Source organism: Sulfitobacter pacificus (assembly GCF_030159975.1).
Lineage (GTDB): Bacteria > Pseudomonadota > Alphaproteobacteria > Rhodobacterales > Rhodobacteraceae > Sulfitobacter > Sulfitobacter pacificus.
Genome location: NZ_BSNL01000001.1, coordinates 1,487,747 through 1,514,223 on the forward strand (window position 1 = coordinate 1,487,747; position 26,477 = coordinate 1,514,223).

Genomic DNA, 26,477 nt, shown 5'->3' on the forward strand with positions numbered 1-26,477 from the left:
AAAAAGAGGGGCGTGGGAGTGTATCCCGCGCCCCTTGTTTAATTCAGCGCCCTTTGAAAAGGCCGCCAAGGATGCCGCGCACGATGCGGCGGCCGGTGGTGCCTTTGAGTTCCTTCATCACCACATTGGCCATCGCAGTACCGAATCCTTCCTGGGATTTTCGCTGCGGACGTCGTGAGGTGGAGCGGGTCACACCCTTGCCAGCATAACGCCTTGCACTGTTGAATTCACGCAGTGCGGGTGTTTCGGCAGCTTCGGCTTTTTCTTCTGCGTCTGCGGCTTCTTTCGCCGCCTGTTCGGCGCGTTTTTGCAATATTTCAAAGGCAGAATTGCGATCTAGACGGGTGTCGTATTTTCCCGACATCGGTGAGGCGGCCATGACTTCGGTACGTTCCATTGTCGTAATCGGGCCAAGCTGGGAGGATGGCGGGCGGATCAATGTGCGTTCCACAATCCCCGGCACACCTTTCTTTTGCAGGAAAGAAGTGACAGCCTCGCCCACGCCGACCTCGCGGATCGCTTCTTCGGTGTCGAAACGCGGATTCTCGCGGTAGGTTTCCGCCGCCATACGCAATTCCTTGCGGTCTTTGGCAGTAAAGGCGCGCAGCGCGTGTTGCACGCGGTTGCCCAGCTGGCCAAGGATATCATCAGGCACATCTGCTGGATTTTGCGTGATGAAATAGACGCCAACCCCTTTGGAACGGATCAGGCGTGCGACCTGTTCAACCTTGTCGACCAAGGCTTTGGGCGCATCATCAAACAGCAGATGTGCCTCGTCAAAGAAGAAGACCAGTTTGGGTTTGTCGGGGTCGCCAACCTCGGGCAGTTCTTCGAAGAGTTCGGAGAGCAGCCAAAGCAGGAAAGTGGCATAGAGCTTCGGGGAGCCCATCAGCTGATCAGCAGCAAGAATGTTGATCACCCCGCGCCCGTCCTCCGAACAGCGCATCAGGTCATCAAGCGCCAATGCCGGTTCACCAAAGAGATCATTCGCCCCCTGATTTTCCAACACCAGCAATCGCCGTTGGATCGCCCCCACGGAGGCTGAAGACACATTGCCATAACGCAGGGCAAGTTCCTTTGCGTTCTGGCCAATCCAGACCAGCAAGGCCTGCAAATCCTTGAGATCAAGCAGCGGCAGCCCGTCTTCATCCGCCACGCGAAAGGCGATGTTCAGGATGCCCTCCTGGGCCTCTGTCAGCCCCAGAAGCTGGGAAAGCAGCAAGGGCCCCATTTCGGATACGGTGGTGCGCACCGGATGTCCCTGTTTGCCAAACAGATCCCAGAAGGTCACAGGAAAGGCATCATAGGCAAAGCTGTCAAAGCCGATGGTATCCGCGCGGCTGGTAAAGGGGCCGTGAAGTTTGTGATCCGCAGAGCCGGATTTAGCCAGGCCGGATAGGTCACCCTTTACGTCAGACAGGAACACCGGCACCCCGGCGGCAGAGAACCCCTCTGCCAGAATTTGCAATGTGACAGTTTTGCCGGTTCCCGTGGCCCCCGCGATCAGCCCATGGCGGTTGGCATAGCCGAGATCAAGAAATTGCTGGGTGGCATAGTTTTCGCCCCCCCCTCCAATAAAGATGTCCTGCGTCACAAATCGTCCTCTCAGGCCGTGTTATTTAAGTTGGTCGTCCATCGTCCTAACGCCAGATCCAGCCTGTTTCACCGGCATTTCTGAAAATTGAAGCGGTTTATCACGCAGCATCTGACGTTTTCCGGGCATATCGCCCGAAGATTAGCATACTTAGTTAACCTCTCGGCGCCATAGTCATTCTGTCACCGGGGCTTATGTCCTTTAGCGCTGGTGACACTTCCTCCCTGTCAGACTGGCCGCGCCTTTGGGTGCGGTCCTTTTTATGGGCCATGTCTTTGAGGGCGATCTCGGGTTTTGTCAGGTAATGTCATCAGTCCCTGGCCTGACTTGTGAAACAGCTTGTCGGCGATTGGCTCAATCAGCCGCGAAAATCAGCCATCCACCGTGGTATTCAGCAACCGAAACCGCGTATTGATCGGATTTCATTTCATAAAATTAACTAATTCGCTGATTTCAAACAATAATTAAACTGTTGACCGATTTGCATAGCTTTCGTAACGTCTCGGCATAAGTCGGCCTAGTCCGACGGGGAGAGAAGATTGGGAAAGGGAACGCATAGCGGTCCCTTTCTCCGATTCTGGGGGTCGCCAGACATAATTCAATGTCGGCGGTTTTCAGCCTCGCGCGGGTCAAATTATTGTGGATCGACGCTGACATTGCCGATGCGGCATGATAGATGGCGCGAAAGTAACAAACGTGGAATTGACATGAGCAAGTTTTTCACCGCACTGCCCCTTTGTGCCGCCCTCGCCGTAATGGCGCCGCTGCCGGTACTGGCGCAGACCGCGACCACCACCGAAGAGGCAACACCGCAAACCACCGAAACACCCAAGGTCGAAGAGCAGTTGAGCCTTGGCGAGGACGCATCAGTCGACCCGGAACTGGGCAAACCCTATACGCAAGAAGTGATCGGCGAATGGGAAATGCGCTGTATCAAAACCGAAGCTGAAACCGACCCCTGCCAGATGTATCAACTGCTGGACGATGGTCAGGGTGCCCCGGTTGCCGAAATCTCCCTTTTCCGCCTGCCTGCTGGCGGCAAGGCCGAAGCCGGTGCCACAATTGTTGTGCCTCTTGAAACCTCCCTGCCCCAGCAGTTGACCATTGCTGTCGATGGCGGCAAGGCGCGGCGCTACCCTTATGCCTTCTGCAACCCGGTTGGATGTTACGCGCGACTGGGGCTGACCGCGGCGGACATCTCTGCGTTCAAACGTGGTAAAGCGGCAGAGATCACCATCATTCCCGCATTGGCACCGGACCAGCAGGTCAAACTCAGCCTGTCGTTGAGCGGCTTTACAGCAAGCTATAACAAAGTGTCCGTGATCGAACAGTAAGCGGGAAATAATCGTCAGAATACAAAGGCCGCGCCGGTTTCGGGGCGGCCTTTTGCGTTGCTGCCTTCAGATTTTACGTAGGGCGATAACCGCGTTCATCCCGCCAAATGCAAAAGCATTGCTGAGCGCGACCGAAATCTTTGCCTCCCGCGCTTCATTCGGGACCACGTCAAGTGCGCATTCGGGATCAGGTTCTTCATACCCGATGGTCGGTGCAATCACCCCGTCGCGCAGCGCCATGATGCAGGCCAGCAGTTCGACAGCACCGGTGCCACCAATCAGATGGCCATGCATGCTTTTGGTTGAAGAGATCATCAGTTGATCTGCATGCGGCCCAAAGACATCTGCCACAGCTGCACATTCGGTTTTGTCATTGGCCGCCGTGCCGGTGCCGTGGGCGTTGATATAGCCAACCTCTTCACGACTCACGCCCGCGTCCTCAAGCGCCCCTGCCATGGCGCGGGCTGCCCCCGCCTTGGACGGCATGACAATATCGCTGGCATCCGAGGACATGGCAAAACCGACAACTTCACACAGGATGTCCGCACCACGGGCACGGGCGTGGTCGTATTCTTCGAACACAAATATCCCGGCCCCTTCACCCTGCACCATGCCGTTGCGGTTGGCCGAAAACGGACGGCAGGCATCGCGGCTCATCACGCGCAGCCCTTCCCATGCTTTGACCCCACCGAAACACAGCATGGATTCCGATCCGCCGGTGATCATCGCTGGCGACATGCCGGAGCGGACCATGGAAAACGCCTGTGCCATAGCATGATTGGAGGAGGCGCAGGCAGTGGAAACGGTGAAAGACGGCCCCTTGAGGTTCCATTCCATGCTGACGTGGCTGGCCGCCGCATTGTTCATCAGCTTAGGCACCACAAAGGGATGCACCCGGTTTTTGCCCTCTTCATAAACCGCACGGTAATTGTCGTCCCATGTGGATACACCACCACCTGCGGTTCCCAGAACAACACCGGATTTCGCAGCCAGTTCACCCGAAAACGTCAGGCCGGATTGCGCGATGGCTTCTTTGGCTGCCGCCAATGTGAATTGGGTGAAACGGTCATAAAGCGACATCTGCTGGCGGTTATATCGCCCCTCTGCCTCGAACCCGCGCACCTGTCCGCCAATCTGGATTTGCAGCCGTTCAACATCGCGAAACGCCAGTTGGCCGATGCCACAAACCCCATCGCGCATCGCTTGCAGGGTCGCAGGTACGGAATGCCCCAAGGCATTGATCGTCCCTGCACCGGTGATCACCACACGTTTCATCGGCCTAGCCCTGTTCGGCTTTCAGCCGCTCGATGCCTTTAATGATACTGGCCACGGAAGTGATATCAAAATCGGATTCGGCAGGGTTATTGGCGTTGAAAGGCACTGTGATGTCAAAGGCTTCCTCGATGGCAAAGATGCTTTCGACCACCCCTAGTGAGTCGATGCCAAGGCTTTCCAATGTGCTGTCCAGCGTGACATCCTCTGGGTCCAGCATGGCCTGCTCTGCAATGATGGCAATGACTTGATCGGTGATGTTCATGGGTCCGTCCTTCGTTTCGGTCATGTCCTCAGGTCACGTTAAGGATTGATCTAGTCGTCCTTGTCCGATTTGAAAACCACCTTTCGCAGCTCTGCCACCTCGCGCAGAAGTCGCGGCAAACGCCGTTGCGCCTTGTAGAGATCCACCTGCTTGTCCATCTGCGTCGCGGGATAGCCCAGCATGGTGCGGCCAGCGGGCACATTCGACATCAACTTGGTGCCGCCCCCCGCGATTACGCCGTCCCCAACAAAGATGTTGTCGTTCACGCCGACCTGTCCCGCCATGACAACGTTATTGCCGATGCGGGCAGATCCCGCGATGCCGACCTGTCCGCAGATCAGACAGTTGTCGCCAATGCTGACGTTATGGCCCATGTGCACCTGATTATCGAGCTTGGTATTATTACCGATTGTCGTGTCGCGGATGGTGCCGCAATCAATGGTGCAGCCCATGCCGATTTCAACGTCATCGCCAATGGTGACACTGCCCAGCGAATGAATACGAATCCAGGGTTGCGCGGCGGCGGCACCCTGATCACCCAGCGTTTTGCGGGCGGATTCCACGGTTGACGGTTCCGCCGTGACAAAGGAAAACCCATCGCCGCCAATCCGCGCGCCGGGCTGGATGATGCACCGCATGCCAATGGTAACGCGTGCGCCGATGCTGACCTGTTCACGCAGATAGGCATTTGCGCCCAAAGTCACATCCATGCCGATAAAACAATGTGGCCCGATCACGGATCCATCGCCGATCTGTGCCCCTGCCGAGATGATCGCCAGCGGGCCGACGCTTACATCTTTACCCAGAACCGCAGTAGGGTCGATAATGGCCGAGGGGTGAATGCCTGTGCCAAACCCCTGCCCTTTATCCATCAGCCGCGTCATGCCGGACATGGCAAATCGGGGACGTTCAGGGAAAATCGCCGCTGTCAGGCCCATGGCCTGCCAATCGGCACCCGGCCACAACATTGCAGCGCGAGCCGCCCCTTGGGAAAGCCCTTCGGCATATTTAGGATCCATCGCCAGAGCCAGATCGTCAGCACCCGCCGATTGCGGCTCAGCCGCGCGGCGGATCACCAAGGATGTGTCACCGGCGGCCTCTGCCCCCAGTGATTTCGCAATCTGTGCAACAGTGTAAGTCATCATGGGCACCCCTTATGGCAGCGCCCCGAGATTTACCCCTGAACCGCGCCCAAGACCACCCCTGCACGTGACAGCGCATTCCATATCTTGGCGTCACGTCCATAGACATCAGCACGGTATTCGGTATGGCCCCGCGCATTGGTCACAGCCGTCCGATAGATCAGATGCACCGGCACGGGTTCGTCCAGCTCCACTTTGGTTTCATTGCGCGAACGCAATACGGATTGAAAATACCCCTTTGGATCTGCCTCCTGCTTACTTAAGAGTTCATATGCAAAATCAAAGGGTTGGGCCAGACGCACGCAACCGTGGCTGAAGGCACGCACATCGCGTGAGAACAGGCTTTTGGCTGGCGTATCATGCAGATAGATATTGTATTTGTTCGGGAACATGAACTTCACCAACCCCAGCGCATTGGATTTGCTGGGCGGCTGGCGCATCGCAAAGGGGAAGGTCCGCTCGGTATATCGCGAGAAATCAACGGCACCACGATTCACCTTGCGACCACGGCTGTCGGTGATCTCGATATGGCTGGCCGCATTCCGGTTGCGTTTGAGCGCGGGCAGATATTCCTTGGTCACAATAGAACGCGGCACATACCAGCTGGGGTTCACCACCATATGTGTCATCGTATCCGAGAACTCGGGCGTCGGGCGGTCTTCCCGATTGGCCCCGATCACCGAACGGGTGTAAAACGTCAGCTTGTCGTCATCTATGATCTTCGCGGAAAAATCCGGCAGGTTCACCAGAATATGGCGCTTGCCGCGTTCTGTGTTGAACCAACGTTCGCGTTCCAGTGCGACCATGACTGATTGCAGCCGTTTTTCCACGCCGACATTGATCTGGTTCATGGTGGCAGCGCCCGCCACACCATCATCATTCAACCCATGTGCGATCTGGAATTGCTGCACCGCCGCCTGCATATCTGCATCATAGTCGCGGGTATTGGTCCGTTCCAGATAACCCATTGCAATCAACCGGTTGCGCAGGGCAATCACCGCATTGCCGCTTTCCCCCGGTTTCAGGGATTTTGCCGGCACGGTTGCGCCCCAGCCACCCGAATGCAACAGCCGCTCCATCGCGACCTTTTCCTTGATCAGAGCGTTATATTCCATGCTGGTTGGCGGCAAGGAACGGAAGTAAGCCGCAGGTTTGGCTGCGCTCAGCCCCGTCAGATAGGAGGTTCTGTCACGATAGGGCACTTCGCGCACAATGGCAGAATCGATTGATCTGGGGGTCAGCATGCCGGTCTGGATGTCACGGGCATATTTCAGAAAGACGCGGCTCATCTCGACTTCGACCATGCCGCGATCCCGCGCAGTGCGCACCGAGGCCAGCCTGTTCATCAACCCTTCGGGATCATAGCGCGCCACAGGCAAACCATGTGCCGCCACCGACCGGATGGCCCGCAAAAGTTCGGCGCGGCGATTGCGGTCTTCCTCGCCCGCACCGGTCCAGATTGGCGTATAGCCATTGGTTCGATAAAAGGCGGCAATATCATCATCTTGCGCTGCGGTCTCTGCGATGGCCTGTTTGAACGCGGTCACCTGCGCCGCCGCCGGAAGCGGTGCGAAAGCAACCGCCGCCGCAATGGCAATCGCACATCCGGCGATCATGCTCCGCCGCGCCAAAAGCTGTCCAGTGACCCGAGTTGAAAAAGCCATTCGCATCCTCATATTCCTTACCGTAACACGCATTTTCCATGCCGTTTGCCTGCTTTAGCGTTGATTGTCCGAAGGAACGAGAGCCCTGTCCAATAACATTCATGTGGCATCAGAACAATTTCAGGGCTGATGCCAAAACATCACCCACCCAACATCACCCGCCCGCGGCATCGCGCCTCCGATAATGCCCTGCTTTGAGCAGAAAATTGCCTAAACTTCCAACAACTTTGCCGCTATAGTTTTAAGGGCTTGGTTCACGATTCTGCCTATGTCATAAAAAGGTTGCACCGAAGGACTAAGATTTATTGCCCATGTAACATCATGGACACAGGCAGAAAACGGGACAGAAGACCTATGACTGGAACAAGCTCAACGGGGATAACCCGGCGTGCACTTCTTGGGGCATTTGCAGCAACCGCAGTAGCAGCAGCGCCAACCTATTCAAATGCAGCGGGTTTCCTGCGCGGTGGCGGCGATATTCGCCGCATCAAGATGTATTCAGGCCGGACCGGTGAACGCATCGACATGATCTATTGGATCGAAGGCAAATACATCAAGGACGCGGTGAAAGAGGTCAACTATTTCATGCGCGACTGGCGTACGGACGGCGTCAAATCCATGGATCTGCGCACAGTGGATATCATGGCAGCGGCGCATAACCTGCTGGATGTAAACGAACCTTATATGCTGTTGTCCGGGTATCGCAGCCCGAAAACAAACGCGATGTTGCGGTCCCGCTCGCGTGGTGTGGCGAAAAATTCTCTGCACATGCGGGGACAGGCCGCCGATCTGCGCCTCAGCTCTCGTTCCGTGAAACAGATGGCACGGGCCGCAATTGCCTGTCACGGTGGCGGTGTTGGTCAGTATTCCGGGTCCAACTTTGTGCATATGGATTGCGGCGTGGTCCGCAGCTGGGGCGGCTAAGCCGCTATAACAGAACCGGGAAGAGCGCCTTTTAAGGCGCTTTTTTTACGCCCAGATATGTTCCTCGTGAACATATTCACCCGAAAGCTCAGTGAGCGAGCGGCATCGCCGACGGCACCTGATGCGGCATTGCCATTGGTGCTGCGGGCAGCTTCCTGGGATACCAATCAGGATCGCTGATGGTTTCCCAGCGCCAACTGGACTGGCACATGTCCAAAAGGTTACGCTTTGCCCGAAAGCCAAGCACGCTGGACGCCAAACTCGGGTCTGCATAGCTTGCAGCAACATCGCCCTCGCGCCGTGCCTTGAAGCGGTAGTGGATCACTTGCCCGCTGACCTTCTCATAAGTCTTGATCAGCTCCAACACGGAATATCCCCTGCCCTTACCCAGGTTAACCGTGTGCGAACACCCCTGTTGCAACAATCGGTTCACCGATAGCACATGCCCCTCAGCCAGATCACAGACATGGATGTAATCGCGGATTCCCGTACCATCCGGCGTACCATAATCGCCGCCGAAAATCGCCAGCCCCGGCAACTGGCCCTTGGCCACGCGCGCCACGAGGGGCATCAGATTGCCACCGTCACTTAACGGGGCCTCACCAATCAAACCTGACGGATGTGCCCCTGCCGGGTTGAAGTAACGCAATATCCCGGCCTTCCATTCCCGCCCTGCCCGCATCTTCTGGTTCAGGAATTGTTCACCCAGCAATTTCGACAACCCATAGGGGTTGGTATAACTCAGCGGCGCATGTTCAGGGATCGGCAGAGCCTCGGGCACACCATAGACGGTAGCGCTGGAGGAATAGACAATGGTGCGCAACTGATGCTGCCCCATGACGCGCAGCAGCGTCAAAAGTGCAGTGATGTTTGAATTGAAGAACCCCTGCGGATTGGCCAAGGATTGGGGCACCGACTTTTTCGCGGCAAGGTGAATCACCGCATCAAACTGATGGCTGCAAAACACCGCCTCAAGGGCCGCCGCATCGGCCACATCCACATCATAGGCAATGACGGGCGCGCCGGTGATCTGCGCCAGCCGGTCGGGCACATCCCGTGCAGCGTTGGAAAAATCATCAACAATGACAACCTTATACCCGGCCTCGATCAAGGCAACATAGGTGTGAGAGCCGACAAACCCGGCACCACCGGTCAACAGGATTGTAGCGGGCATAGATCCCTCCCTTTGCGCGAGGCAGAACACATCGTTGGATGATCCTTAGGAGTGGAGTAAGAGGATTTGGTTAATCAAAACCAGCCAGCACAGCTAAATCGCACCATAGCCGGTCAAGACAGTGACCAGCGTGCGCCAGAAGATATAGGCCTCCATCCTGAAACCCGATTTCGAAATATATCGCAGATCTAGCGCCAGTTTGACGCGGGTGCCCTGATCATCGCTGGTATAGCCCTGCACCACCTGACTAAGCCCGCTTAACCCCGGACGTACCACATGGCGGTGATGATAATCCGGCAGTGTCTGCCAGTATTGGCGGGCAAATTCAGGTTGCTCAGGGCGTGGGCCGATCAGGCTCATCTCGCCGCGTAATACATTGATAATTTGTGGTAATTCATCTATCCGAAACCGGCGCAATATCGCGCCGAAACCGGTGATCCGATGCGATTCGGCATCTGCAAATCTGGCTTGTCCTGCATCCGGCCGCATGGTGCGGAATTTGAGCATCACAAACGGCTGATCATACCACCCGACCCGTGTCTGCCGGAACATCAGGGGACCGGGGTTCACCCATGGATTCACCACCAGCAAAAGAACCGCAGCCGTGCCCAGCACCGGCAAAAGCAGCACCGATATCACCAGGTCATTCAGGCGCTTGAACCGCCAGAACAGCCGCGTTCCCCCAATTTGCACGATCTACATCCCCCGCCTTCCGGGATTTGAACCAGAAATCAGACTGTTCCGAATTGGTTAATAAAGCGTTTCAAACCGGGTCAATGACACCATTCTGTCGGGAGGATCGCCCTTAAAAGCTGTCGATCAATCGCCCCTGCAACCACAGGATCGACGGGTAAGAGGCAATCCAGAACCAGACAAAGCGGTTCAGCCCAAACAGGCAGGCATTGGCAAGGTGGAAACCGGCCGCAACTCCCAGCGCCAGATAAAGCGTTGCTGGATGCAAAAGTGCCAGTGGAAACACCAGCTCAAAACCCATTACCGCCCATGACATCGCCCACAACAGCAAGGGCCGCCGGGCAAATCCCCGCAGATCCTCACTGACCGGATAGGCGGAGAAACTGAACACATCACGCAAGGCCCGGCCACTGCGCCATTCGGGGTTCACAATCTTGACCCACCCGGAAATGAAATAGGACAGGATCACCTGCATGCCCAGATAGCCAAAAGCCGCCTCGCCGGGCAGCCCTGCGGGCAACAGCTGCGACAGGCATAGGCAATAAAGCACCAACAGGCCCATCCGGTCACTGCCACCGTTATAAGGCCCGTTAAACCGATGCAGCACCAGCACGCTGTGCAATGACAGGGCCAGCAGCACCCACGGGCTGTAAAGGCCAGTCAACAGAACACAGCTCAGCACCGCGCGTGGGACAAACAACCACCGCGTTTCCCCTGACCAGAGGATATGTTCACTGCATTGCTGCAAAAATGCCAAGGCCAGCAGGATTTCCGTCAGCCGCAGGGCCAAATCAAAGGTCAAGGCGGCGCACCCACCGAAAACGGATCTGACACAAAGACCACATCCTGTACCAACCCTGCGTTTTCGAAATACACAAAGACCAGCCGGAACTGTAGCATTTCACCGCTCACATCCGGTCCCGACCTTTTGATATCACGTAAGATCCTGCGCTGTATTTCATTGATACTATGGGACATCGGTGCCACCCCAAGGGCAATCCGCTCTGCGCAGCTGACCACAAAAAGCGCATCATTCCATACCGGGTTCCAAAACAGCCGCCTGATCATCTGCGCCAAAGAAACAGAGTTTGGACGGGGCTGATAGGCCACCCATGCGCCACCTTCGGTCCCGGCTGGTGCATCCAAGGCCAACACCCGCCATTCAACCCGTGGAGAGGGTTCAATCGCCTTGAAAAACCGCCAGGACGGAATCAATACAGGAAGGACCAGCGAAACTGCTTTCAACATAAGCGTTAATAGCAAGGTCGCGGTTAAACCGTGGTAAATCCGCTGGGCGCGTAATGACAAACAACACCCTACTATGCGCATGTTGTGGGGAAATGTTACGAGTAACAGATATGCAGGGCAAAAGTGGCGGACCATAGAGGATTCGAACCTCTGACCTCTGCCTTCGGAGGGCAGCGCTCTATCCAGCTGAGCTAATGGTCCACGCTGTTCCTATACATAAGCTGCCCGCCTCTCGCAATGGCCGCCAGCATGGTTTTGGACACTTATCCGGTCACGGCGCAAATTCCCTTAACCCGTCAGGCAAAGAGATCATGCGCCAGTTCCAGCGCCTCGACCAGAACGTCAATTTCCGCCTCTGTGTTATACAGCCCCATTGAGGCGCGGCAGGTGGCAGGCAGGCCCATATGTTCCATCAGAGGCCCCGTGCAATGCTGCCCTGCGCGCACCGCGACACCCTTTTTATCAAGGATCGTCGAGATGTCATGCGCATGGGCGGCCCCCTCCATGGTAAAGCTGAAAATCGCGCCCTTGTCCGGTGTTGTGCCCTGCACCTGTATCCAGTTCAGCCCCCCCAGCTTGGCCACGGCATAATCGCGCAGACGGTCCTCATGGGCGGCGATATGCGCCATCCCCAGCCCCATCATATAGTCGATTGCCACCCCCATGCCGATGGTTTGCACAATGCCCGGCGTGCCCGCCTCGAACATCATTGGCGGATCGTTGTAGATCACCCCGTCTTTGCTGACCTCTTTGATCATATCGCCACCACCGATGAAGGGGCGCATCTGTTTCATCCGGTCGGCCTTGATATAGATCGCGCCGGAACCGGAAGGACCATAAAGCTTATGCCCAGTGATCGCATAGAAATCACAGCCGATGTCCTGCACATCAACCGGCATATGCACAGCCGCTTGCGAACCATCGACCAACACCGCCACCCCTTTGGCATGAGCAGCCTGGGTGATGGTTTTCACATCCACCTTGGTGCCCAGCACGTTTGACATATGGGTGATCGCAATCAGCTTGGTCTTGGGGGTAATGGCATCCATCACCGCCTGTGGGTCCAGCGCGCCGGTACTGTCCACATCGACCCATTTGATCACCACACCCTGCCGTTCGCGCAGGAACTGCCAGGGCACAATATTGGCGTGATGCTCCATCACCGACAGGATGATCTCGTCCCCGGCCTGCAACATCGGCATGGCCCAGCTATAGGCCACCAGATTGATACCCTCTGTGGTGCCACTGTTGAAAACAATCTCATCCTCTGAGGCGGCATTCAGAAAACGCGCCACCTTGCCGCGTACGGATTCATAATTGTCCGTCGCCAGATTGGACAGGTAATGCAGCCCGCGATGCACATTGGCATATTCTTCGGAATAGGTGCGCGTGATCGCATCAATCACCACCTGCGGCTTTTGCGCAGAGGCCCCGTTATCGAGATAAACCAAGGGCTTGTTGTTCACCTTGCGGGACAAAATCGGAAAATCGCGGCGGATTTCGGTCACATCATACATCAGCTTAACACTCCTTGGGCCGCGCCCCCGAACATCGCAATCAAAACCACCACACCCAGCACGATGCCGACAAACGCCACACAAAGCACCGCGACCGCGTGCCACACCGACTTGAGACCAAGTGCCTCTGCAAGAAAGCTCAGGAAAATCCACAACCCCCAAACCGCAACAACCAAAGAGAGCAGCCCCCCCAATGGCGGGATCGCCAGCGACATGACGACGATTGCGGCCTGTGCTATGGCGCGCAGGACCTGAAACCAGACCACAACCGCCAACACATCCATCAGATCACCCTTGCCACCAACAGCCAGCCCCGCCCAATACATGGCATGGATATAGACCACCAACAGCCCAGCAATCAGCACAAACAGGGTCAGCGGTTTTTCAAAATATCCGGGCAGCGGTATGGGGGTGGCCGAGGTATGCACGATCAACAGGACCAGAAAGCTGTTGATCACCGCCACCAGCGCCAACGCTGTCCACAGCGCCTCGCGCCCCAGGCGCATTGCCATAATCAACCTGGCAGCGCCACGGGGATTACGCAGGCTGGTCTGGACCAATGGGATCAAGGCATCCAGCATCACGCGCCCTCTGCCAATGCGGCGCGAAACCCTGCAATCCAGAACCACATGAACAAGGCAAACCAGCAAAAGCCAACAACCGTCATCTGAGCCCCCGGTCCGATGAACCCCGCGGTCAGCCCCCAAAGCAACATAACCGGAGAGGAGGCCAGAAGCGCCCAGAACAACGCCAGACGCGCCCCGTAATTGCTGATATCGGCCCGCGCCACCCGCGCGAGCAGAAAGGTCAAAGCCCCCAAGGCATAAAGCAACAGCGGCGCGATAAACATCCATGCCATCAGCGACGCCCCCATCAGCATTTGCAGGTTTTCGCCTGTCTCAAAGGCTTGCCGCGCCAGACGTGGGGTCTGTGCCACAAAAACCATCAAACACCCGATCATCAGATAGATCAGCGCACGGTCTTCGCGCGCGCCCTCGCCCAGCAACCGGCGCATAACCTTGCCCGGCCCCCGGTAGGTGGCAACAATATCGCGGGTCGCCGGCATCAGCTCCGACGACGCGCCAGCCAGCCGGTCAAACGCTCAAGGATCACGTCCTTCAACCCGTCGGCCTCGATCTCTTCTACCGCTTCGGCAAGGAAGGACAGGGTCAGCAAATCGGTTGCTTCGCCGTGGGAAATGCCGCGCGCGCGAAGATAGAACAAGGCATCCTCGTCAATCGCACCAGAGGTAGAGCCATGCGAACAGATTACATCATCCGCGTAGATCTCAAGCTCCGGCTTGGCCAGAAACTGGCTATCTTCATCCAGCAACAATGATTGACTGATCTGGTAGCCATCGGTCTTTTGCGCATCGGGTTTGACAAGGATCTTGCCCTGGAAAACACCAACCGCGCCATTGCGCAGCACTTTCTTGAACACCTGACGGCTTTCACAATTCACCGCGTCATGGGTGATGAACACCGTATCATCGTGGTGGAACTCTCCATCCCCGACACAAGCGCCGGCGACATGCGCCTTGGCGTCATCACCGGTCAATTCGATCACCGCCTCATTGCGGGTCAGAACGCCGTTCACAGTCAGGGTGAAGGATTTGAAGTTTGACTCTGTGCCCAAGCGCGCAAACAGATGGGTCGCAGCGCGACGTTCGTGATCACGTCCTTGCGAACGCACATGGTTGAAAGAGGCATGATCCGCCACGTCGACTTCGGTGACCATATTCAGCCGCGCCGCAGCCGGGCCGCTTTCCAGAACAGTCAGTTCCGCCCCAGCGTCCAACTTAATGCAATGGTGTAAGATTGCGTCAGAAGCATCTGATTTGTGATGATAAATTAAACTAACGGGCCTGCTGATCTTATCTGTCACATGGATCAACACACCGTCAGTTGCCAAGGCAGTATTCAAGGTCGCCAAAGGCCGCGCCACCGGTGTCTGCCCATTGGTTTCCAGCACACCATAAAGGTCACGCGCCCAATGCAGATCGCTTTGCGCTGTGGCCAGCCGCTCGATCGTCACCCCTTCAAGGGCCAGATCATCAGAGGCATCCACATCAAAAACACCATCGACAAAAACCAGCTTCAGGCTGTCAACAGCGTCAAAAATCGGCGCTTCACCACTGTCAAACACCGCTGCCTCTGGGGCCGCAGCCTGCGTCAGCGTGTCTGGCCGTGTGTATTTCCAGTATTCATCGCGCCGGTCTGGCACACCCATGGTGCGCAACCGCGCCAGCGCATCGGTGCGGGCCGCCTTGGACCAGCCTTTCACCGCCCCGTCACGCCCTGAGATCAAGGCTTCGGTAGGATTGGTTTTTTCCGCAAGTGCCGTCATTACGCCACCTCGGCCAGAATATCGGCATAGCCGTTGTTTTCGACCTCAAGCGCCAGCTCCGGTCCACCGGTCTTTACGATCCGCCCATCCGCCATGATGTGCACCACGTCTGGCTTGATGTGATCCAGCAGGCGCTGATAGTGGGTGATTACCAGAAAACCACGCCCTTCAGTGCGCAGCGCATTCACACCCTCGGCCACCAGTTTCATCGCGTCAACATCCAGACCGGAGTCCGTTTCATCCAGAATGCACATTTTTGGCTCAAGCATAGCCATCTGCAGGATTTCATTGCGCTTTTTCTCACCGCCGGAGAACCCCATATTCACCGGACGCTTCAACATATCCGCGTCGATTTTCAACTCTTTCGCCCGTGCGCGCACCACTTTCAGGAATTCAGCCGCTGACATTTCCTCTTCACCGCGCGCCTTGCGCTGTGCGTTCACCGCGGTGCGCAGGAAGGTCATGTTGCCCACACCGGGGATTTCTACAGGGTATTGGAACGCAAGGAACAGACCGGCCGCGGCGCGTTCTTCCGGCTCCATATCCAGCAGGTCGTCCCCTTCCAGCGTCGCAGAACCTTCGGTCACCTCATAGCCGTCCTTGCCTGAAAGCACATAAGACAAGGTCGATTTACCAGAGCCATTTGGCCCCATGATCGCATGTACCTTACCAGCCTCAACCTCAAGGTTCACACCTTTGAGGATCTGCTTGTCTTCGTCTTCCAGTTTCACGTTCAGGTTCTTAATGCTCAGCATTTTAGTCTTCCTTCTCAGCGCCTTGGCGCGTGTTCTTGATGTTCTCTGCGGCGCTGTCCGCTTTGTTGTCCATAAATTCTTTAAGTTTCGCGTCCTTGTAGGCTTTGCGGGCCGCTCTGTCTTCTTCCTGCAAGGCTGCACTGATCTTGAGACCATGGCGTTTGGTCAGATGGCCGACCAAAAATCCGAAAAGCGCCGACCCCAGCAGAATGAACACAAAATGAACTGAAATTTCATAATATTTCAGCGCGATCCAAGCCACGGTGCCGGATGCAAAAAACGTAAAGACGCCAACCTTCAGATAGGCATCTCGTTGCATTTCGCGGGTCTGATATTGTGCGCTATGTGCATCTAACCCACCAACCATGATTACCCCACCGATCCTTCCAGCGAAATCGCCACAAGCGCCTGTGCTTCCATCGCAAATTCCATCGGCAGCGCCTGCAACACGTCCTTGCAGAACCCGTTTACAACCAGCGCCACGGCCTCTTCCTCGTCCATCCCGCGCGAGCGGCAATAGAACATCTGATCATCATCCACCTTGGATGTTGTCGCCTCATGCTCAACCCGGCTGCTGTTGTTCTTCACCTCGATATAAGGCACCGTATGTGCCCCACATTGATCCCCGATCAACAAGCTGTCGCATTGCGTATAGTTGCGCGATTCCTTGGCCTTGGGATGCATGGTGACCAACCCACGATAGGTATTCTGCGCCTTACCGGCGGAAATCCCTTTCGAAACGATGCGCGACTTGGTGCGCTTGCCCAGATGGATCATCTTGGTGCCGGTATCGGCCTGCTGCATGTTGTTGGCGATGGCGATGGAATAGAACTCGCCCTGACTGTCGTCGCCGCGCAGGATGCAGCTTGGGTATTTCCATGTCACGGCAGAGCCGGTCTCGACCTGTGTCCACATCACCTTGGCGCGATCGCCACGGCAATCGGCGCGTTTGGTCACAAAGTTATAGATGCCGCCCTTGCCATCCTCATCGCCGGGATACCAGTTCTGAACGGTGGAATATTTCACCTCTGCATCTTCTTCGATGATGATCTCGACCACCGCCGCATGCAGCTGTGATTCATCACGTTGTGGTGCGGTACAGCCTTCAAGATAGGACACATAGGAACCCTTGTCGGCAATGATCAAAGTGCGCTCGAACTGGCCGGTGTTTTCCGCGTTGATGCGGAAATAGGTCGACAGTTCCATCGGGCAACGCACACCGGGTGGGACATACACGAATGAACCATCCGAAAAGACCGCCGAGTTCAGTGTCGCGTAAAAATTGTCAGAGACCGGCACCACGGACCCAAGGTATTTCTTCACCAATTCAGGATGATCCTTGATCGCTTCGGAGATCGAGCAAAAGATCACCCCGGCCTTGGCCAGCTCATCCTTGAACGTGGTGCCCACAGAAACCGAATCGAACACCGCGTCCACCGCAACCTTACGCGGCTCGTCGCCCATGTTTTCGGCCCCTTCGACGCCGGCCAGAATGGCCTGTTCTTTCAAAGGAATGCCCAGTTTTTTGTAGGTTTCCAACAGTTTGGGATCAACATCATCCAGCGATTTCGGCTTTTCGATCATGCTTTTGGGACGGGCGTAGTAATATTGGTCCTGAAAATCAATCTCAGGATAATCCACCATCGCCCAATCAGGCTCTGTCTTGGTCAGCCAGCGTTCATAGGCTTCCAACCGCCAGTCCAGCATCCACTGTGGCTCATCGTTCTTCTCGGAAATCAGACGGACAATATCGGTGGTCAGCCCCTTGGGCGCATATTCCATTTCAATGTCAGTGGACCATCCATGTTTATAGGCACCGCCCACTTCACGCACAGCATCCACGGTTTCCTGATCTACGCCGTCTTTGACGCCATCATTTTCTTTTACAATCACAGTATCCAAGAGATCTGTCCTTTTCCCGTGGGCCGCATCAGGCCGCCCGTTGTGCATGTTTGTCGCGTTTTGCAAGCCATTCATCGGCAAAACGCAAAACGTCCGTCTTTGTTGTCTCCAGCCCCAAGGACACCCGAATGGCGCTTGCGGCTTCACTCTCATTATAGCCCATGGCCTGCAACACCTTGCTGGCCTTGACCTTGCCGCTGGAACAGGCCGACCCCGCCGAAATGGCAAATCCAGCAAGATCCATCTGCATCACCTGTGTCTCGCCTTTCCAGCCTTCCGCAATGATGCAAGAAGTATTGGGCAAACGTGGCACTTGATTTCCGACAAAAATAGTCTTCTTTGCGGAAGTCGCAAGAGCGTTTTCTAGAATGTTTCTAAGTTCTTCAATTTCTTCCCAGCGCCCCGCGGCCAGATCTCGGGCTGCCGCCTCAGCCGCCGCTCCAAACCCGGCAATGCCGGTGATGTTTTCCGTACCAGAACGCCGGTTCATCTCCTGCCCGCCGCCACGCAACAGGGGCTCGGGATCATCATGGGTGAAATTGATCATAGCGCCAATTCCCTTTGGTCCCCCCATCTTATGGGCTGACAGGATTGCATAGGCAGGCCGGTGCCCCGCTTCAAAGGCAACTGCGATCTTGCCTGCCACCTGAGTGATGTCACAGATCACATGCTGGGCATCCATCTGCTTCAGAAACCCCGACGGCGGCATCACGCCGGTCTCGCTATTGGCCGCAGAAAGCGCCAGCAAGCACACATCCGCTTCCGGCTGCGGCTGATACCGACCCTGCCGGTCATACCACCCCGGCAGCGCTCCCTCACTCCACACGCCCAGACAATCATGCTCTGTCGGCAAGGCCGCAAAAACGCCCCCATGCCGCGCCTTCTGCGCCACCGCCAGCGCCGCCGCCTCCGTTGCGCTACTGGTAAAAACCACCTGCGCCGGCAAACATCCGACCAGTGCAGCCACCTGCGCACGGGCCTTTTCTACCAGCATCTTGGCCTTGCGCCCCTCGCGATGCACAGAGGAAGGGTTGCCCAGAACATCCATCGCCGCGATCATCGCCGCGCGCGCCTCCTCCCTCAAGGGAGTTGTCGCATTGTGATCTAGATAACACCGTTCGGCCTTCATCTTGCCCTTAACCTCCGGGGTTTGGGGCAGCGCCCCAACAAAAATAAAATCGCGTCGCGCTCTGCGCGTCTATCGGATCAAACCTCACGCCTCATCCACAACGTCAAACAGGTTGGGCACCGCAGGACAGGGGGCCAGTTCGTTCTCAATCACATCTGACAACCGCGTCTGGTGCAGGAAAACATAAACATGGGCGCTCAACCCTTCCCATAAACGGTTGGTCAGGGATTGCGCACGACTGCCTGACGCGCCACCCGATACCCCTGCCCCCTTGTGCATGGCATCCACGGTTTCATCGACCGCCGACAATATATCCACCACCCGGATTTCAGACGCCGGACGTGACAGACGATAGCCGCCACCCGGACCACGCACCGAAGACACCAGCTCGGCACGGCGCAGCTTTACAAACAATTGCTCCAGATAGGGCAATGAAATCGACTGGCGTTCGGCAATGTCCCCCAGAGAGACCAAACTGTCATCCCGCTGCAACGCAATATCCGCCAGTGCCACCATCGCGTAGCGGCCTTTGGTTGAAAGCTTCATCACACCCGTCCCTTGATTGCTGCCGCGTTCATTGACGCGGGCCGCTGTTGCGCCTAAACGAAAAGCCCGGGCCGCCTCTTATGCGGACCACCAGATTAGAACCGTTCTAAAGTAGTCGAGCGAAGTCGTCAACAATTCGCGACACCCTCTAACACCACTTTGGACAACCAGACAGGAACTTTCATGCCAGAGGTCATTTTCCCCGGACCGGAAGGCCGCCTTGAAGGCCGCTACCACCCCCAAAAAGAACGTGATGCCCCGATTGCCATCATCCTGCATCCGCATCCACAATTTGGCGGGACGATGAACCACAAAGTCGTCTATAATATGCATTACGCATTTTATAACATGGGGTTCACCGTTTTGCGGTTCAACTTCCGGGGCGTGGGCCGGTCGCAGGGCGAATATGATCAGGGCATCGGTGAATTGTCAGATGCGGCATCCGCACTGGATTACCTGCAGTCGATGAACAACAATTCCAAACATTGCTGGGTCGCTGGCTTCTCCTTCGGTGCATGGATCGGCATGCAGCTTTTGATGCGCCGCCCCGAGATCACCGGCTTTATCTCGGTCTCACCCCCTGCAAACATGTATGACTTCAGCTTCCTTGCGCCCTGCCCTGCATCGGGTCTGGTGATCAACGGCACGGCGGATCGTGTCGCCCCGCCAGCCGATACCGTCAGTCTGGTGAACAAGCTGCATGAGCAAAAGGGCATCACCATCACCCATCAGGAAGTGCCGGGTGCCGGCCACTTCTTTGAAGAGCCGCATATGGACACGCTGATCACATCGACCACGGATTACGTGAAGCGCCGCCTGACGGAGACAACACGCTGATGGCCGACTCTGTTGTCATCGAAATGGCCAACAAACTGGCTGAAGAATGCCTTGCGGTTCAGGCAGAGACCGGCGAGGACCGCCTGTTCATGCGCATGGGTGATGTGCTGGGGGCCTCCTCCCAAACTCTGGAAGAGGCCTTTCTGACAGCGATCCGTACCCGGATGGCCAATGATCAGGGGCGCAAGTTTCTGGCCCAGACATTGCAGGCGCACCGTGCACAGGCGGGTGGGAATGACTAACGATATGGGAACGCGGCTGGATCAACAAATCGCGTTCCTGAACGAGGCAGACAAGCTCAAAAGCACCATCCGCGCCACCGAGCTTTGCGACAATTCGCGTTACGAAAACTCCGCCGAGCATTCGTGGCATCTGACGCTTTATGCGATGGTGCTGGCGGATCAGGCCGGACCTGACGTGGACATCACGCTGGTCATCAAGATGTTGATTCTGCACGATCTGGTCGAGATTGACGCAGGCGACAATCCGATATTCGGAGATCTGGATCACGCCGCAATTGAGGCGCAGGAACAGGCCGCCGCCGACCGTATCTTTGGCCTGCTGCCGGAGGATCTGCGTGTCAGCTTCCGTGCCATCTGGGACGAATTCGAAGCGGCAGAATCGCCCTCAGCCCAATTTGCCAAATCGCTGGACCGTTTCCAGCCGCCAATGCAAAACCTGCAATCGGGTGGCGGCAGCTGGATCGATTTTGATGTCACCGAACAACAGATCCACAACCGCGTCGGATCCAAAATCGCCATCGGCGCACCCGCCTTGTGGGACTACGCAAAAGCGCGCATTGCAACCTTCTTTGCCGAGCGCTCAACCAAGTAATCGACACACTGTATACCGTCGTATACGGACTTTCCCTTTAACCTTATATAAGCTACATCGCGTGCATAGCGTCCCCCGTAGCCAAAGGAATCCCCATGACCAAGATCAAGGTAGAGAACCCCGTTGTTGAACTCGACGGCGATGAAATGACCCGCATCATGTGGGATTTCATCAAGAAAAAGCTGATCCTGCCCTATCTGGACATTGATCTGAAATATTACGATCTGGGCATTCAGGCCCGTGATGACACCGATGATCAGATCACCATTGATTCAGCGGAAGCGATCAAGAAATACGGGGTTGGCGTCAAATGTGCGACCATCACACCGGACGAAGCGCGGGTCGAGGAATTTGGCCTGAAAAAGATGTGGCGTTCGCCCAATGGCACCATCCGCAACATTCTGGGCGGGGTAATTTTCCGCGAGCCGATCATTTGTAAAAACGTTCCCCGTCTTGTGCCCGGCTGGACAAAACCCATCGTCGTGGGTCGCCATGCCTTTGGCGATCAATACCGTGCCACCGATTTCAAATTTCCCGGCAAGGGCAAGCTGACGATCAAATTTGTCGGCGAGGACGGCACCGAGATTGAGCAGGAAGTCTTTGACGCGCCTGACAGCGGTGTGGTCATGGCAATGTACAACCTTGATAAATCCATCATCGACTTTGCCCGCGCCTCGATGAACTATGGTCTGGCCAAAGGCTGGCCGGTCTACCTGTCCACCAAGAATACCATTCTCAAACAATATGACGGGCGCTTTCTGGAGCTGTTCCAACATATCTATGAGACTGAATTTGAGGATAAATTCAAAGAGGCAGGCATCACCTATCAGCACCGCCTGATCGACGACATGGTCGCCTGTGCGATGAAATGGAACGGCGGTTATGTCTGGGCCTGTAAAAACTACGATGGGGACGTGCAATCCGATACTGTGGCACAGGGCTTTGGCTCGCTTGGCCTGATGACCTCCGTGCTGATGACGCCGGATGGCAAAACGGTTGAGGCGGAAGCGGCCCATGGCACCGTAACCCGCCATTACCGCCAGCATCAAAAGGGTGAAGAAACCTCAACCAACTCCATCGCCTCCATCTATGCATGGACAGGCGCATTAAAGCACCGCGGCAAGCTGGACGAGAATGCGGCGCTGATCAACTTTGCCGAAACGCTGGAAAAAGTGGTCATCGGCACAGTGGAAAGTGGCCATATGACCAAAGACCTCGCGCTATTGGTGGGTCCCGATCAGGGCTGGCTGACCACCATGGGCTTCCTTGAGAAGGTCGATGAAAACCTGAACAAGGCACTCGCAGGTTAAGGATAGACAGGGCCGCAGCGATGCGGCCCTTTTCATTCCCCGGCCAGCTGGATCGCGGCGTGACGCAGCTGTGGCACAAACGGCGTGATCTCGACCTCTGTGGGCGTAAACCGGCAAAAGCTGCCTTTGGGCACCTCTTTCCAGCCACCACAGTCGGTTTCGTATGGCTCCGAAACCACCGACCACCCGGCCCATTGGGCGTTCCACTGATAATATAGTGACGGCGCCCGGTCATCAGAGGCATAGCGCACCGCATAAAGCGTATCCCCATCCGACAAGGCTGCTGCCATGCGCATATGCGGGGTACTGTTCACGCCCCGCGCCATATCTTCAAACAGCGCAACAGTATGTTCCAACGCGGTTTTCGCACATTGCTCCAGACCGAAACCGCAGGCCACCAGAAACAGCGCCTCGCTGTCTGTTGCCCCTTTGCGGTTGGGGTAAAGCTCATCGGGGATCAACATATCAGCGGCTTTGCGCAAATGTTCGAAGCCGCCCACCTGACCATTGTGCATGAATGTCCAACTGCCCTGCACAAAAGGATGGCAGTTATTACGGCTGGTCGCCGTGCCGGTGGAGGCCCGCACATGCGCCATAAACAGCCGCGCCTGCACCTGTTCAGCCAGCGATTTCAGGTTTGGATCGGACCATGCCGGATGCACATCCCGATACAGCCCCGGTGTCGGGCGTTTGTCATACCACGCCAGACCAAACCCATCGGCGTTGATCGCGGTTTTACACTCGCTGGCGTCGCGGGACTGATGGATCAGGGAATGATCCGGTGCGGTCAATATCTCACTTGCGAATATCGGCGCGCCTTGCCACGCCGCCCATCTGCACATGCTGGCTTAGCCCCGGTTATGGGTGCGTTCATACAATGTCTTGATAATCCCGCTTGCGGTTTTTTCACAAAGACATGGCACAAAGGCATGCACCAGCGCCGCACCGGCCGCCACAAACAACAACCCCGAAAATTTGAGTGCAAAGGCCATATGCTCAAAGAATGTTTCGTCAACTTTGGCAGGGTGATCAAGAAAAATGCGGGCAATCATCGGGGCTCTCCGTGGCTATCTGATTTGGGTCAGTATGTTAAAAAACGGAAGTGAAATTTTCCCAAAGATCACGTGTTCTGCCTTGCAGAAGAGAAAACTTCCCACCAAAGTATCGCTATGAAAGAAATTGACACAATCGACCGCCGTATTCTGATCGAACTGCAACGCGATGCGGCGCAATCGCTCGAGTCTATTGGCGAAACCGTGGGCTTGTCGCGCAATGCCTGCTGGCGGCGGATTGGTGCTCTGGAAAAGGCCGGTGTGATCAAAGGGCGCGTGACCCTTCTGGATGCCGAGGCCCTTGGCCTGAAACTAACCGTGTTCATCCAGCTGCGGACCAGCTCGCATACCGCTGACTGGTTAAAAGCGTTTTCATCCGCCACCAAAAGCATGCCAGAGATCATGGGCGTTTACCGCATGTCGGGTGATCTGGATTACTTGATCCGCGCGCAGGTCACGGATATGGCAGGGTATGACCGGTTATATCAACGGCTGATTGCCAAGGTGCCCCTGTCTGATGTCTCTGCCAGTTTTGTGATGGAAGAGATCAAGGAAACCACCGCCCTGCCCCTCTGAGGACCCGTGAAAGGACGCGACATGCCTGCCCATTACATCTGGCTGTTCTTTGCCATTCTGACCGAAACGCTGGGCACCACTGCCTTGCAGGCCTCACAGCAGTTTACCCGGTTCTGGCCGGCGCTGGCAGTTGTGGTCTTTTACGGGCTGTCGTTTTACTGCATGTCCTTTGCACTGCGGGCGATGCCGGTCGGAATTGTCTATGCCATCTGGTCTGGTCTGGGCATCGTATTGATCGCGGGCATTGGATTTGTACTGTTTGGTCAAAAGCTGGACATGCCGGCACTGCTGGGATTGGCGCTGATCATCAGCGGAATCCTGATTATTCACCTCTTTTCGGCCAGCAATACACATTAACTTTCTTTTTATCTGGCCTTTGCTGCGCCTGCACGGTATGGCCCGCCCAACTCCCTGAACAAGGCTGAACCCATGGACCTGCGCAACATCGCAATTATCGCACACGTCGACCACGGCAAAACAACGCTGGTGGACGAACTGTTGAAACAATCCGGCACCTATCGTGAGAACCAGGCGACCACCGAACGCGCCATGGACAGCAACGATCTGGAACGTGAACGCGGCATCACAATCTTTGCCAAACCGACTTCCGTTGAATGGAAGGGCACACGTATCAACATCGTGGACACGCCCGGCCACGCCGATTTCGGTGGTGAAGTTGAGCGCATCCTGTCGATGGTGGACGGTGTTGTCCTGCTGGTCGATGCTGCCGAAGGCCCGATGCCACAGACCAAGTTTGTGACCTCCAAGGCCCTGAAGCTGGGGCTGAAGCCGATTGTTGTGATCAACAAGGTCGACAAACCCGATGGCGAACCCGACCGGGCGCTGGACGAATGTTTCGACCTGTTTGCCAGCCTTGACGCCACCGACGAACAGCTTGATTTCCCGACCATGTATGCCTCTGGCCGTGCCGGCTGGGCCGATCACGAGCTGGACGGCAAACGTGACGGGCTGGATGATCTGTTCCAGCTGATCCTTGATCACGTGCCTGCCCCGGCGCAGGTTGCCGAGGCGGACAAGCCTTTCACCATGCTGGCCACCACATTGGGCGGCGACCCGTTTCTGGGCCGTCTGCTGACAGGTCGCGTTGAAACCGGCACTTTGAAAGCCGGTCAGACGATCAAGGCAATGTCGCGTGACGGCACGCTGATTGAAAACTTCCGCTGCACCAAGATCCTTGCGTTCCGCGGGTTGGAGCAGACAGCCATCGACGTGGCCGAAGCCGGTGACATTGTCTCCATCGCGGGCATGACCAAGGCGACCGTTGCCGATACACTGGCTGATCAATCCGTCTCCGAGGCGATCCCGGCACAGCCGATTGATCCGCCCACCATCACTGTGACCTTTGGGATCAACGATTCCCCCTTGGCCGGTCGTGACGGTAAAAAGGTACAATCCCGCGTCATCCGCGAACGTCTGCACAAGGAAGCCGAGTCCAACGTGGCGATCAAAATCAGCGACACCCCCGGCGGTGACGCCTTTGAGGTTGCCGGTCGTGGTGAACTTCAGATGGGTGTATTGATCGAAAACATGCGCCGCGAAGGCTTTGAGCTGTCCATCTCGCGCCCGCAGGTGTTGTTTCAGGAGATTGACGGTGTACGTCATGAACCGATCGAAGAAGCCACCATCGACGTGGATGACGAATATTCCGGCGCAGTGATCGAAAAGATCACCGGCGTGCGTAAGGGTGAGCTGGTCGAGATGAAACCAGCCGGCGCAGGCAAAACCCGCATCATCGCCCATGTACCCTCACGTGGCCTGATCGGTTATCACGGTGAATTCCTGACCGACACCCGCGGCACAGGTGTGATCAACCGCGTATTCCATTCATGGGCGCCGCATAAAGGCCCGATCCCAGGCCGCCGCGCTGGCGTTTTGATTTCCATGGAAAACGGCACCTCCGTGGCCTTTGCCCTTTGGAACCTTGAGGAACGCGGCAAGATGATGATCGGTGCGCAGGCGGATGTCTACACCGGCATGATCATTGGCGAACACTCCCGCGAAAACGATCTGGAAGTGAACCCGTTGAAGGGTAAGAAACTGACCAACGTGCGGGCCTCCGGTACGGATGAAGCCGTACGTTTGACCACGCCCAAGATCCTGTCATTGGAAGAGGCCATTGCCTATATTGATGATGATGAATTGGTTGAGGTCACACCCAACGCGATCCGTCTGCGCAAGCGGTATCTGGATCCGCATGAGCGCAAGCGGATGGCGAAATCTGCGTAAACTCGGAATTTCGGGAGGCTCTGCCTCCCGGACCCTCCGCAGCATTTAGAGCCAAAAAGAGGGGCAAGTCGAAAGCAACCGTTGCTTTCCGGCTCATCCCGCTACAAATCAGAAAT

Annotated in this window: 29 protein-coding genes and 1 tRNA gene; 9 read left to right on the forward strand and 21 right to left on the reverse strand. The window is 56.3% G+C overall.

The genetic code is table 11. The features are described from left to right. Positions 1-43: 43 nt before the first annotated feature. Positions 44-1,594, reverse strand: a complete 1,551-nt coding sequence (locus QQL78_RS07505; RefSeq protein ID WP_284372109.1) for a helicase HerA-like domain-containing protein — start codon at positions 1,592-1,594, stop codon at positions 44-46. A gap of 707 nt (positions 1,595-2,301) precedes the next feature. Between QQL78_RS07505 and QQL78_RS07510 the strand changes: the two genes are divergently transcribed. Beyond that, positions 2,302-2,928 (forward strand): invasion associated locus B family protein, encoded by a 627-nt coding sequence (locus QQL78_RS07510; RefSeq protein ID WP_284372111.1) that lies wholly within the window; start codon positions 2,302-2,304, stop codon positions 2,926-2,928. A gap of 66 nt (positions 2,929-2,994) precedes the next feature. On the opposite strand, the gene QQL78_RS07515 is transcribed toward QQL78_RS07510, so the two are convergent. The 4 genes from QQL78_RS07515 to QQL78_RS07530 are packed head-to-tail and all read right to left on the reverse strand — an operon-like array spanning position 2,995 to position 7,271. Beyond that, complete coding sequence (locus tag QQL78_RS07515) at positions 2,995-4,203, reverse strand: beta-ketoacyl-[acyl-carrier-protein] synthase family protein (protein ID WP_284372113.1); 1,209 nt, start codon at positions 4,201-4,203, stop codon at positions 2,995-2,997. Positions 4,204-4,207: 4 nt separating this feature from the next. Further along, a complete protein-coding gene (locus QQL78_RS07520) occupies positions 4,208-4,465 on the reverse strand; it encodes an acyl carrier protein (protein WP_284372115.1) in 258 nt (85 codons plus the stop codon). Between the two features lie 50 nt (positions 4,466-4,515). After that, positions 4,516-5,607 carry a UDP-3-O-(3-hydroxymyristoyl)glucosamine N-acyltransferase gene (lpxD, locus tag QQL78_RS07525; protein ID WP_284372117.1) on the reverse strand — a complete coding sequence of 364 codons (1,092 nt, stop codon included), beginning with the start codon at positions 5,605-5,607 and terminating at the stop codon, positions 4,516-4,518. Between the two features lie 32 nt (positions 5,608-5,639). Continuing rightward, positions 5,640-7,271 (reverse strand): L,D-transpeptidase family protein, encoded by a 1,632-nt coding sequence (locus QQL78_RS07530; protein ID WP_431358328.1) that lies wholly within the window; start codon positions 7,269-7,271, stop codon positions 5,640-5,642. Positions 7,272-7,625: 354 nt separating this feature from the next. Here QQL78_RS07530 and mepK point away from each other — a divergent pair, with 354 nt between their 5' ends. Beyond that, complete coding sequence (gene mepK / locus QQL78_RS07535; protein ID WP_284372119.1) at positions 7,626-8,195, forward strand: peptidoglycan L,D-endopeptidase MepK; 570 nt, start codon at positions 7,626-7,628, stop codon at positions 8,193-8,195. 88 nt (positions 8,196-8,283) lie between these two features. Here mepK and galE read toward each other — a convergent pair whose 3' ends face one another. From galE to iscR, 14 genes are all read right to left on the reverse strand, one after another. Further along, complete coding sequence (galE, locus tag QQL78_RS07540) at positions 8,284-9,369, reverse strand: UDP-glucose 4-epimerase GalE (RefSeq protein ID WP_284372121.1); 1,086 nt, start codon at positions 9,367-9,369, stop codon at positions 8,284-8,286. Positions 9,370-9,462: 93 nt separating this feature from the next. Further along, positions 9,463-10,062 (reverse strand): sugar transferase, encoded by a 600-nt coding sequence (locus QQL78_RS07545; protein WP_284372123.1) that lies wholly within the window; start codon positions 10,060-10,062, stop codon positions 9,463-9,465. A 112-nt stretch (positions 10,063-10,174) separates the two neighbouring features. Continuing rightward, positions 10,175-10,864: an HTTM domain-containing protein gene (locus tag QQL78_RS07550; protein ID WP_284372125.1), complete on the reverse strand. Its 690-nt coding sequence runs from the start codon at positions 10,862-10,864 to the stop codon at positions 10,175-10,177. After that, positions 10,861-11,310 (reverse strand): hypothetical protein, encoded by a 450-nt coding sequence (locus tag QQL78_RS07555; protein WP_284372127.1) that lies wholly within the window; start codon positions 11,308-11,310, stop codon positions 10,861-10,863. The genes QQL78_RS07550 and QQL78_RS07555 overlap by 4 nt, the downstream gene beginning before the upstream one ends. A gap of 124 nt (positions 11,311-11,434) precedes the next feature. Next, positions 11,435-11,511, reverse strand: a tRNA-Arg gene (locus QQL78_RS07560). A 95-nt stretch (positions 11,512-11,606) separates the two neighbouring features. Then, positions 11,607-12,827: a cysteine desulfurase gene (locus QQL78_RS07565; protein WP_284372129.1), complete on the reverse strand. Its 1,221-nt coding sequence runs from the start codon at positions 12,825-12,827 to the stop codon at positions 11,607-11,609. After that, positions 12,827-13,408, reverse strand: coding sequence for a YIP1 family protein (locus QQL78_RS07570; RefSeq protein ID WP_284372131.1), 582 nt, complete (start codon positions 13,406-13,408; stop codon positions 12,827-12,829). The genes QQL78_RS07565 and QQL78_RS07570 overlap by 1 nt, the downstream gene beginning before the upstream one ends. Continuing rightward, the gene (locus QQL78_RS07575) at positions 13,408-13,893 is read right to left on the reverse strand and encodes a YIP1 family protein (RefSeq protein WP_284372134.1); all 486 of its coding nucleotides are present in this window, start codon (positions 13,891-13,893) and stop codon (positions 13,408-13,410) included. The genes QQL78_RS07570 and QQL78_RS07575 overlap by 1 nt, the downstream gene beginning before the upstream one ends. Next, the gene (locus QQL78_RS07580) at positions 13,893-15,173 is read right to left on the reverse strand and encodes a SufB/SufD family protein (RefSeq protein ID WP_284372135.1); all 1,281 of its coding nucleotides are present in this window, start codon (positions 15,171-15,173) and stop codon (positions 13,893-13,895) included. The genes QQL78_RS07575 and QQL78_RS07580 overlap by 1 nt, the downstream gene beginning before the upstream one ends. Further along, positions 15,173-15,928: a Fe-S cluster assembly ATPase SufC gene (gene sufC, locus QQL78_RS07585; protein ID WP_284372137.1), complete on the reverse strand. Its 756-nt coding sequence runs from the start codon at positions 15,926-15,928 to the stop codon at positions 15,173-15,175. The genes QQL78_RS07580 and sufC overlap by 1 nt, the downstream gene beginning before the upstream one ends. A 1-nt stretch (position 15,929) precedes the next feature. After that, entirely contained in the window at positions 15,930-16,295 is a 366-nt protein-coding gene (locus tag QQL78_RS07590) for a hypothetical protein (protein ID WP_284372139.1), read from the reverse strand. A gap of 2 nt (positions 16,296-16,297) precedes the next feature. After that, positions 16,298-17,878 carry a Fe-S cluster assembly protein SufB gene (sufB, locus tag QQL78_RS07595; RefSeq protein WP_386257682.1) on the reverse strand — a complete coding sequence of 527 codons (1,581 nt, stop codon included), beginning with the start codon at positions 17,876-17,878 and terminating at the stop codon, positions 16,298-16,300. Then, on the reverse strand, positions 17,859-18,959 hold the full coding sequence (locus QQL78_RS07600; protein WP_284372143.1) for a cysteine desulfurase family protein: 1,101 nt from the start codon (positions 18,957-18,959) through the stop codon (positions 17,859-17,861). Before QQL78_RS07600 ends, sufB begins: the two co-directional genes overlap by 20 nt. Before the next feature lie 84 nt (positions 18,960-19,043). Further along, positions 19,044-19,505, reverse strand: coding sequence for a Fe-S cluster assembly transcriptional regulator IscR (gene iscR / locus QQL78_RS07605; RefSeq protein ID WP_284372145.1), 462 nt, complete (start codon positions 19,503-19,505; stop codon positions 19,044-19,046). Between the two features lie 183 nt (positions 19,506-19,688). Between iscR and QQL78_RS07610 the strand changes: the two genes are divergently transcribed. From QQL78_RS07610 to QQL78_RS07625, 4 genes are all read left to right on the forward strand, one after another. Further along, a complete protein-coding gene (locus QQL78_RS07610; protein ID WP_276150224.1) occupies positions 19,689-20,342 on the forward strand; it encodes an alpha/beta hydrolase in 654 nt (217 codons plus the stop codon). Next, a complete protein-coding gene (locus QQL78_RS07615) occupies positions 20,342-20,584 on the forward strand; it encodes a hypothetical protein (RefSeq protein WP_284372148.1) in 243 nt (80 codons plus the stop codon). Before QQL78_RS07610 ends, QQL78_RS07615 begins: the two co-directional genes overlap by 1 nt. A gap of 4 nt (positions 20,585-20,588) precedes the next feature. After that, positions 20,589-21,176 carry an HD domain-containing protein gene (locus tag QQL78_RS07620; protein WP_284375492.1) on the forward strand — a complete coding sequence of 196 codons (588 nt, stop codon included), beginning with the start codon at positions 20,589-20,591 and terminating at the stop codon, positions 21,174-21,176. A 95-nt stretch (positions 21,177-21,271) separates the two neighbouring features. Beyond that, positions 21,272-22,486 carry an NADP-dependent isocitrate dehydrogenase gene (locus tag QQL78_RS07625; RefSeq protein WP_284372150.1) on the forward strand — a complete coding sequence of 405 codons (1,215 nt, stop codon included), beginning with the start codon at positions 21,272-21,274 and terminating at the stop codon, positions 22,484-22,486. Positions 22,487-22,518: 32 nt separating this feature from the next. Here QQL78_RS07625 and QQL78_RS07630 read toward each other — a convergent pair whose 3' ends face one another. Further along, positions 22,519-23,328, reverse strand: coding sequence for a class II glutamine amidotransferase (locus QQL78_RS07630; RefSeq protein ID WP_284372152.1), 810 nt, complete (start codon positions 23,326-23,328; stop codon positions 22,519-22,521). 6 nt (positions 23,329-23,334) lie between these two features. Next, entirely contained in the window at positions 23,335-23,538 is a 204-nt protein-coding gene (locus QQL78_RS07635; RefSeq protein WP_284372154.1) for a DUF6356 family protein, read from the reverse strand. Between the two features lie 117 nt (positions 23,539-23,655). Here QQL78_RS07635 and QQL78_RS07640 point away from each other — a divergent pair, with 117 nt between their 5' ends. The 3 genes from QQL78_RS07640 to typA all read left to right on the forward strand — a co-directional run bounded on the left by QQL78_RS07640 (position 23,656) and on the right by typA (position 26,361). Further along, a complete protein-coding gene (locus QQL78_RS07640; RefSeq protein ID WP_284372156.1) occupies positions 23,656-24,114 on the forward strand; it encodes an Lrp/AsnC family transcriptional regulator in 459 nt (152 codons plus the stop codon). 21 nt (positions 24,115-24,135) lie between these two features. Next, entirely contained in the window at positions 24,136-24,471 is a 336-nt protein-coding gene (locus QQL78_RS07645; RefSeq protein ID WP_284372158.1) for a DMT family transporter, read from the forward strand. Positions 24,472-24,543: 72 nt separating this feature from the next. Next, on the forward strand, positions 24,544-26,361 hold the full coding sequence (gene typA, locus QQL78_RS07650; protein ID WP_284372160.1) for a translational GTPase TypA: 1,818 nt from the start codon (positions 24,544-24,546) through the stop codon (positions 26,359-26,361). The last annotated feature ends 116 nt before the right edge of the window (positions 26,362-26,477 follow it).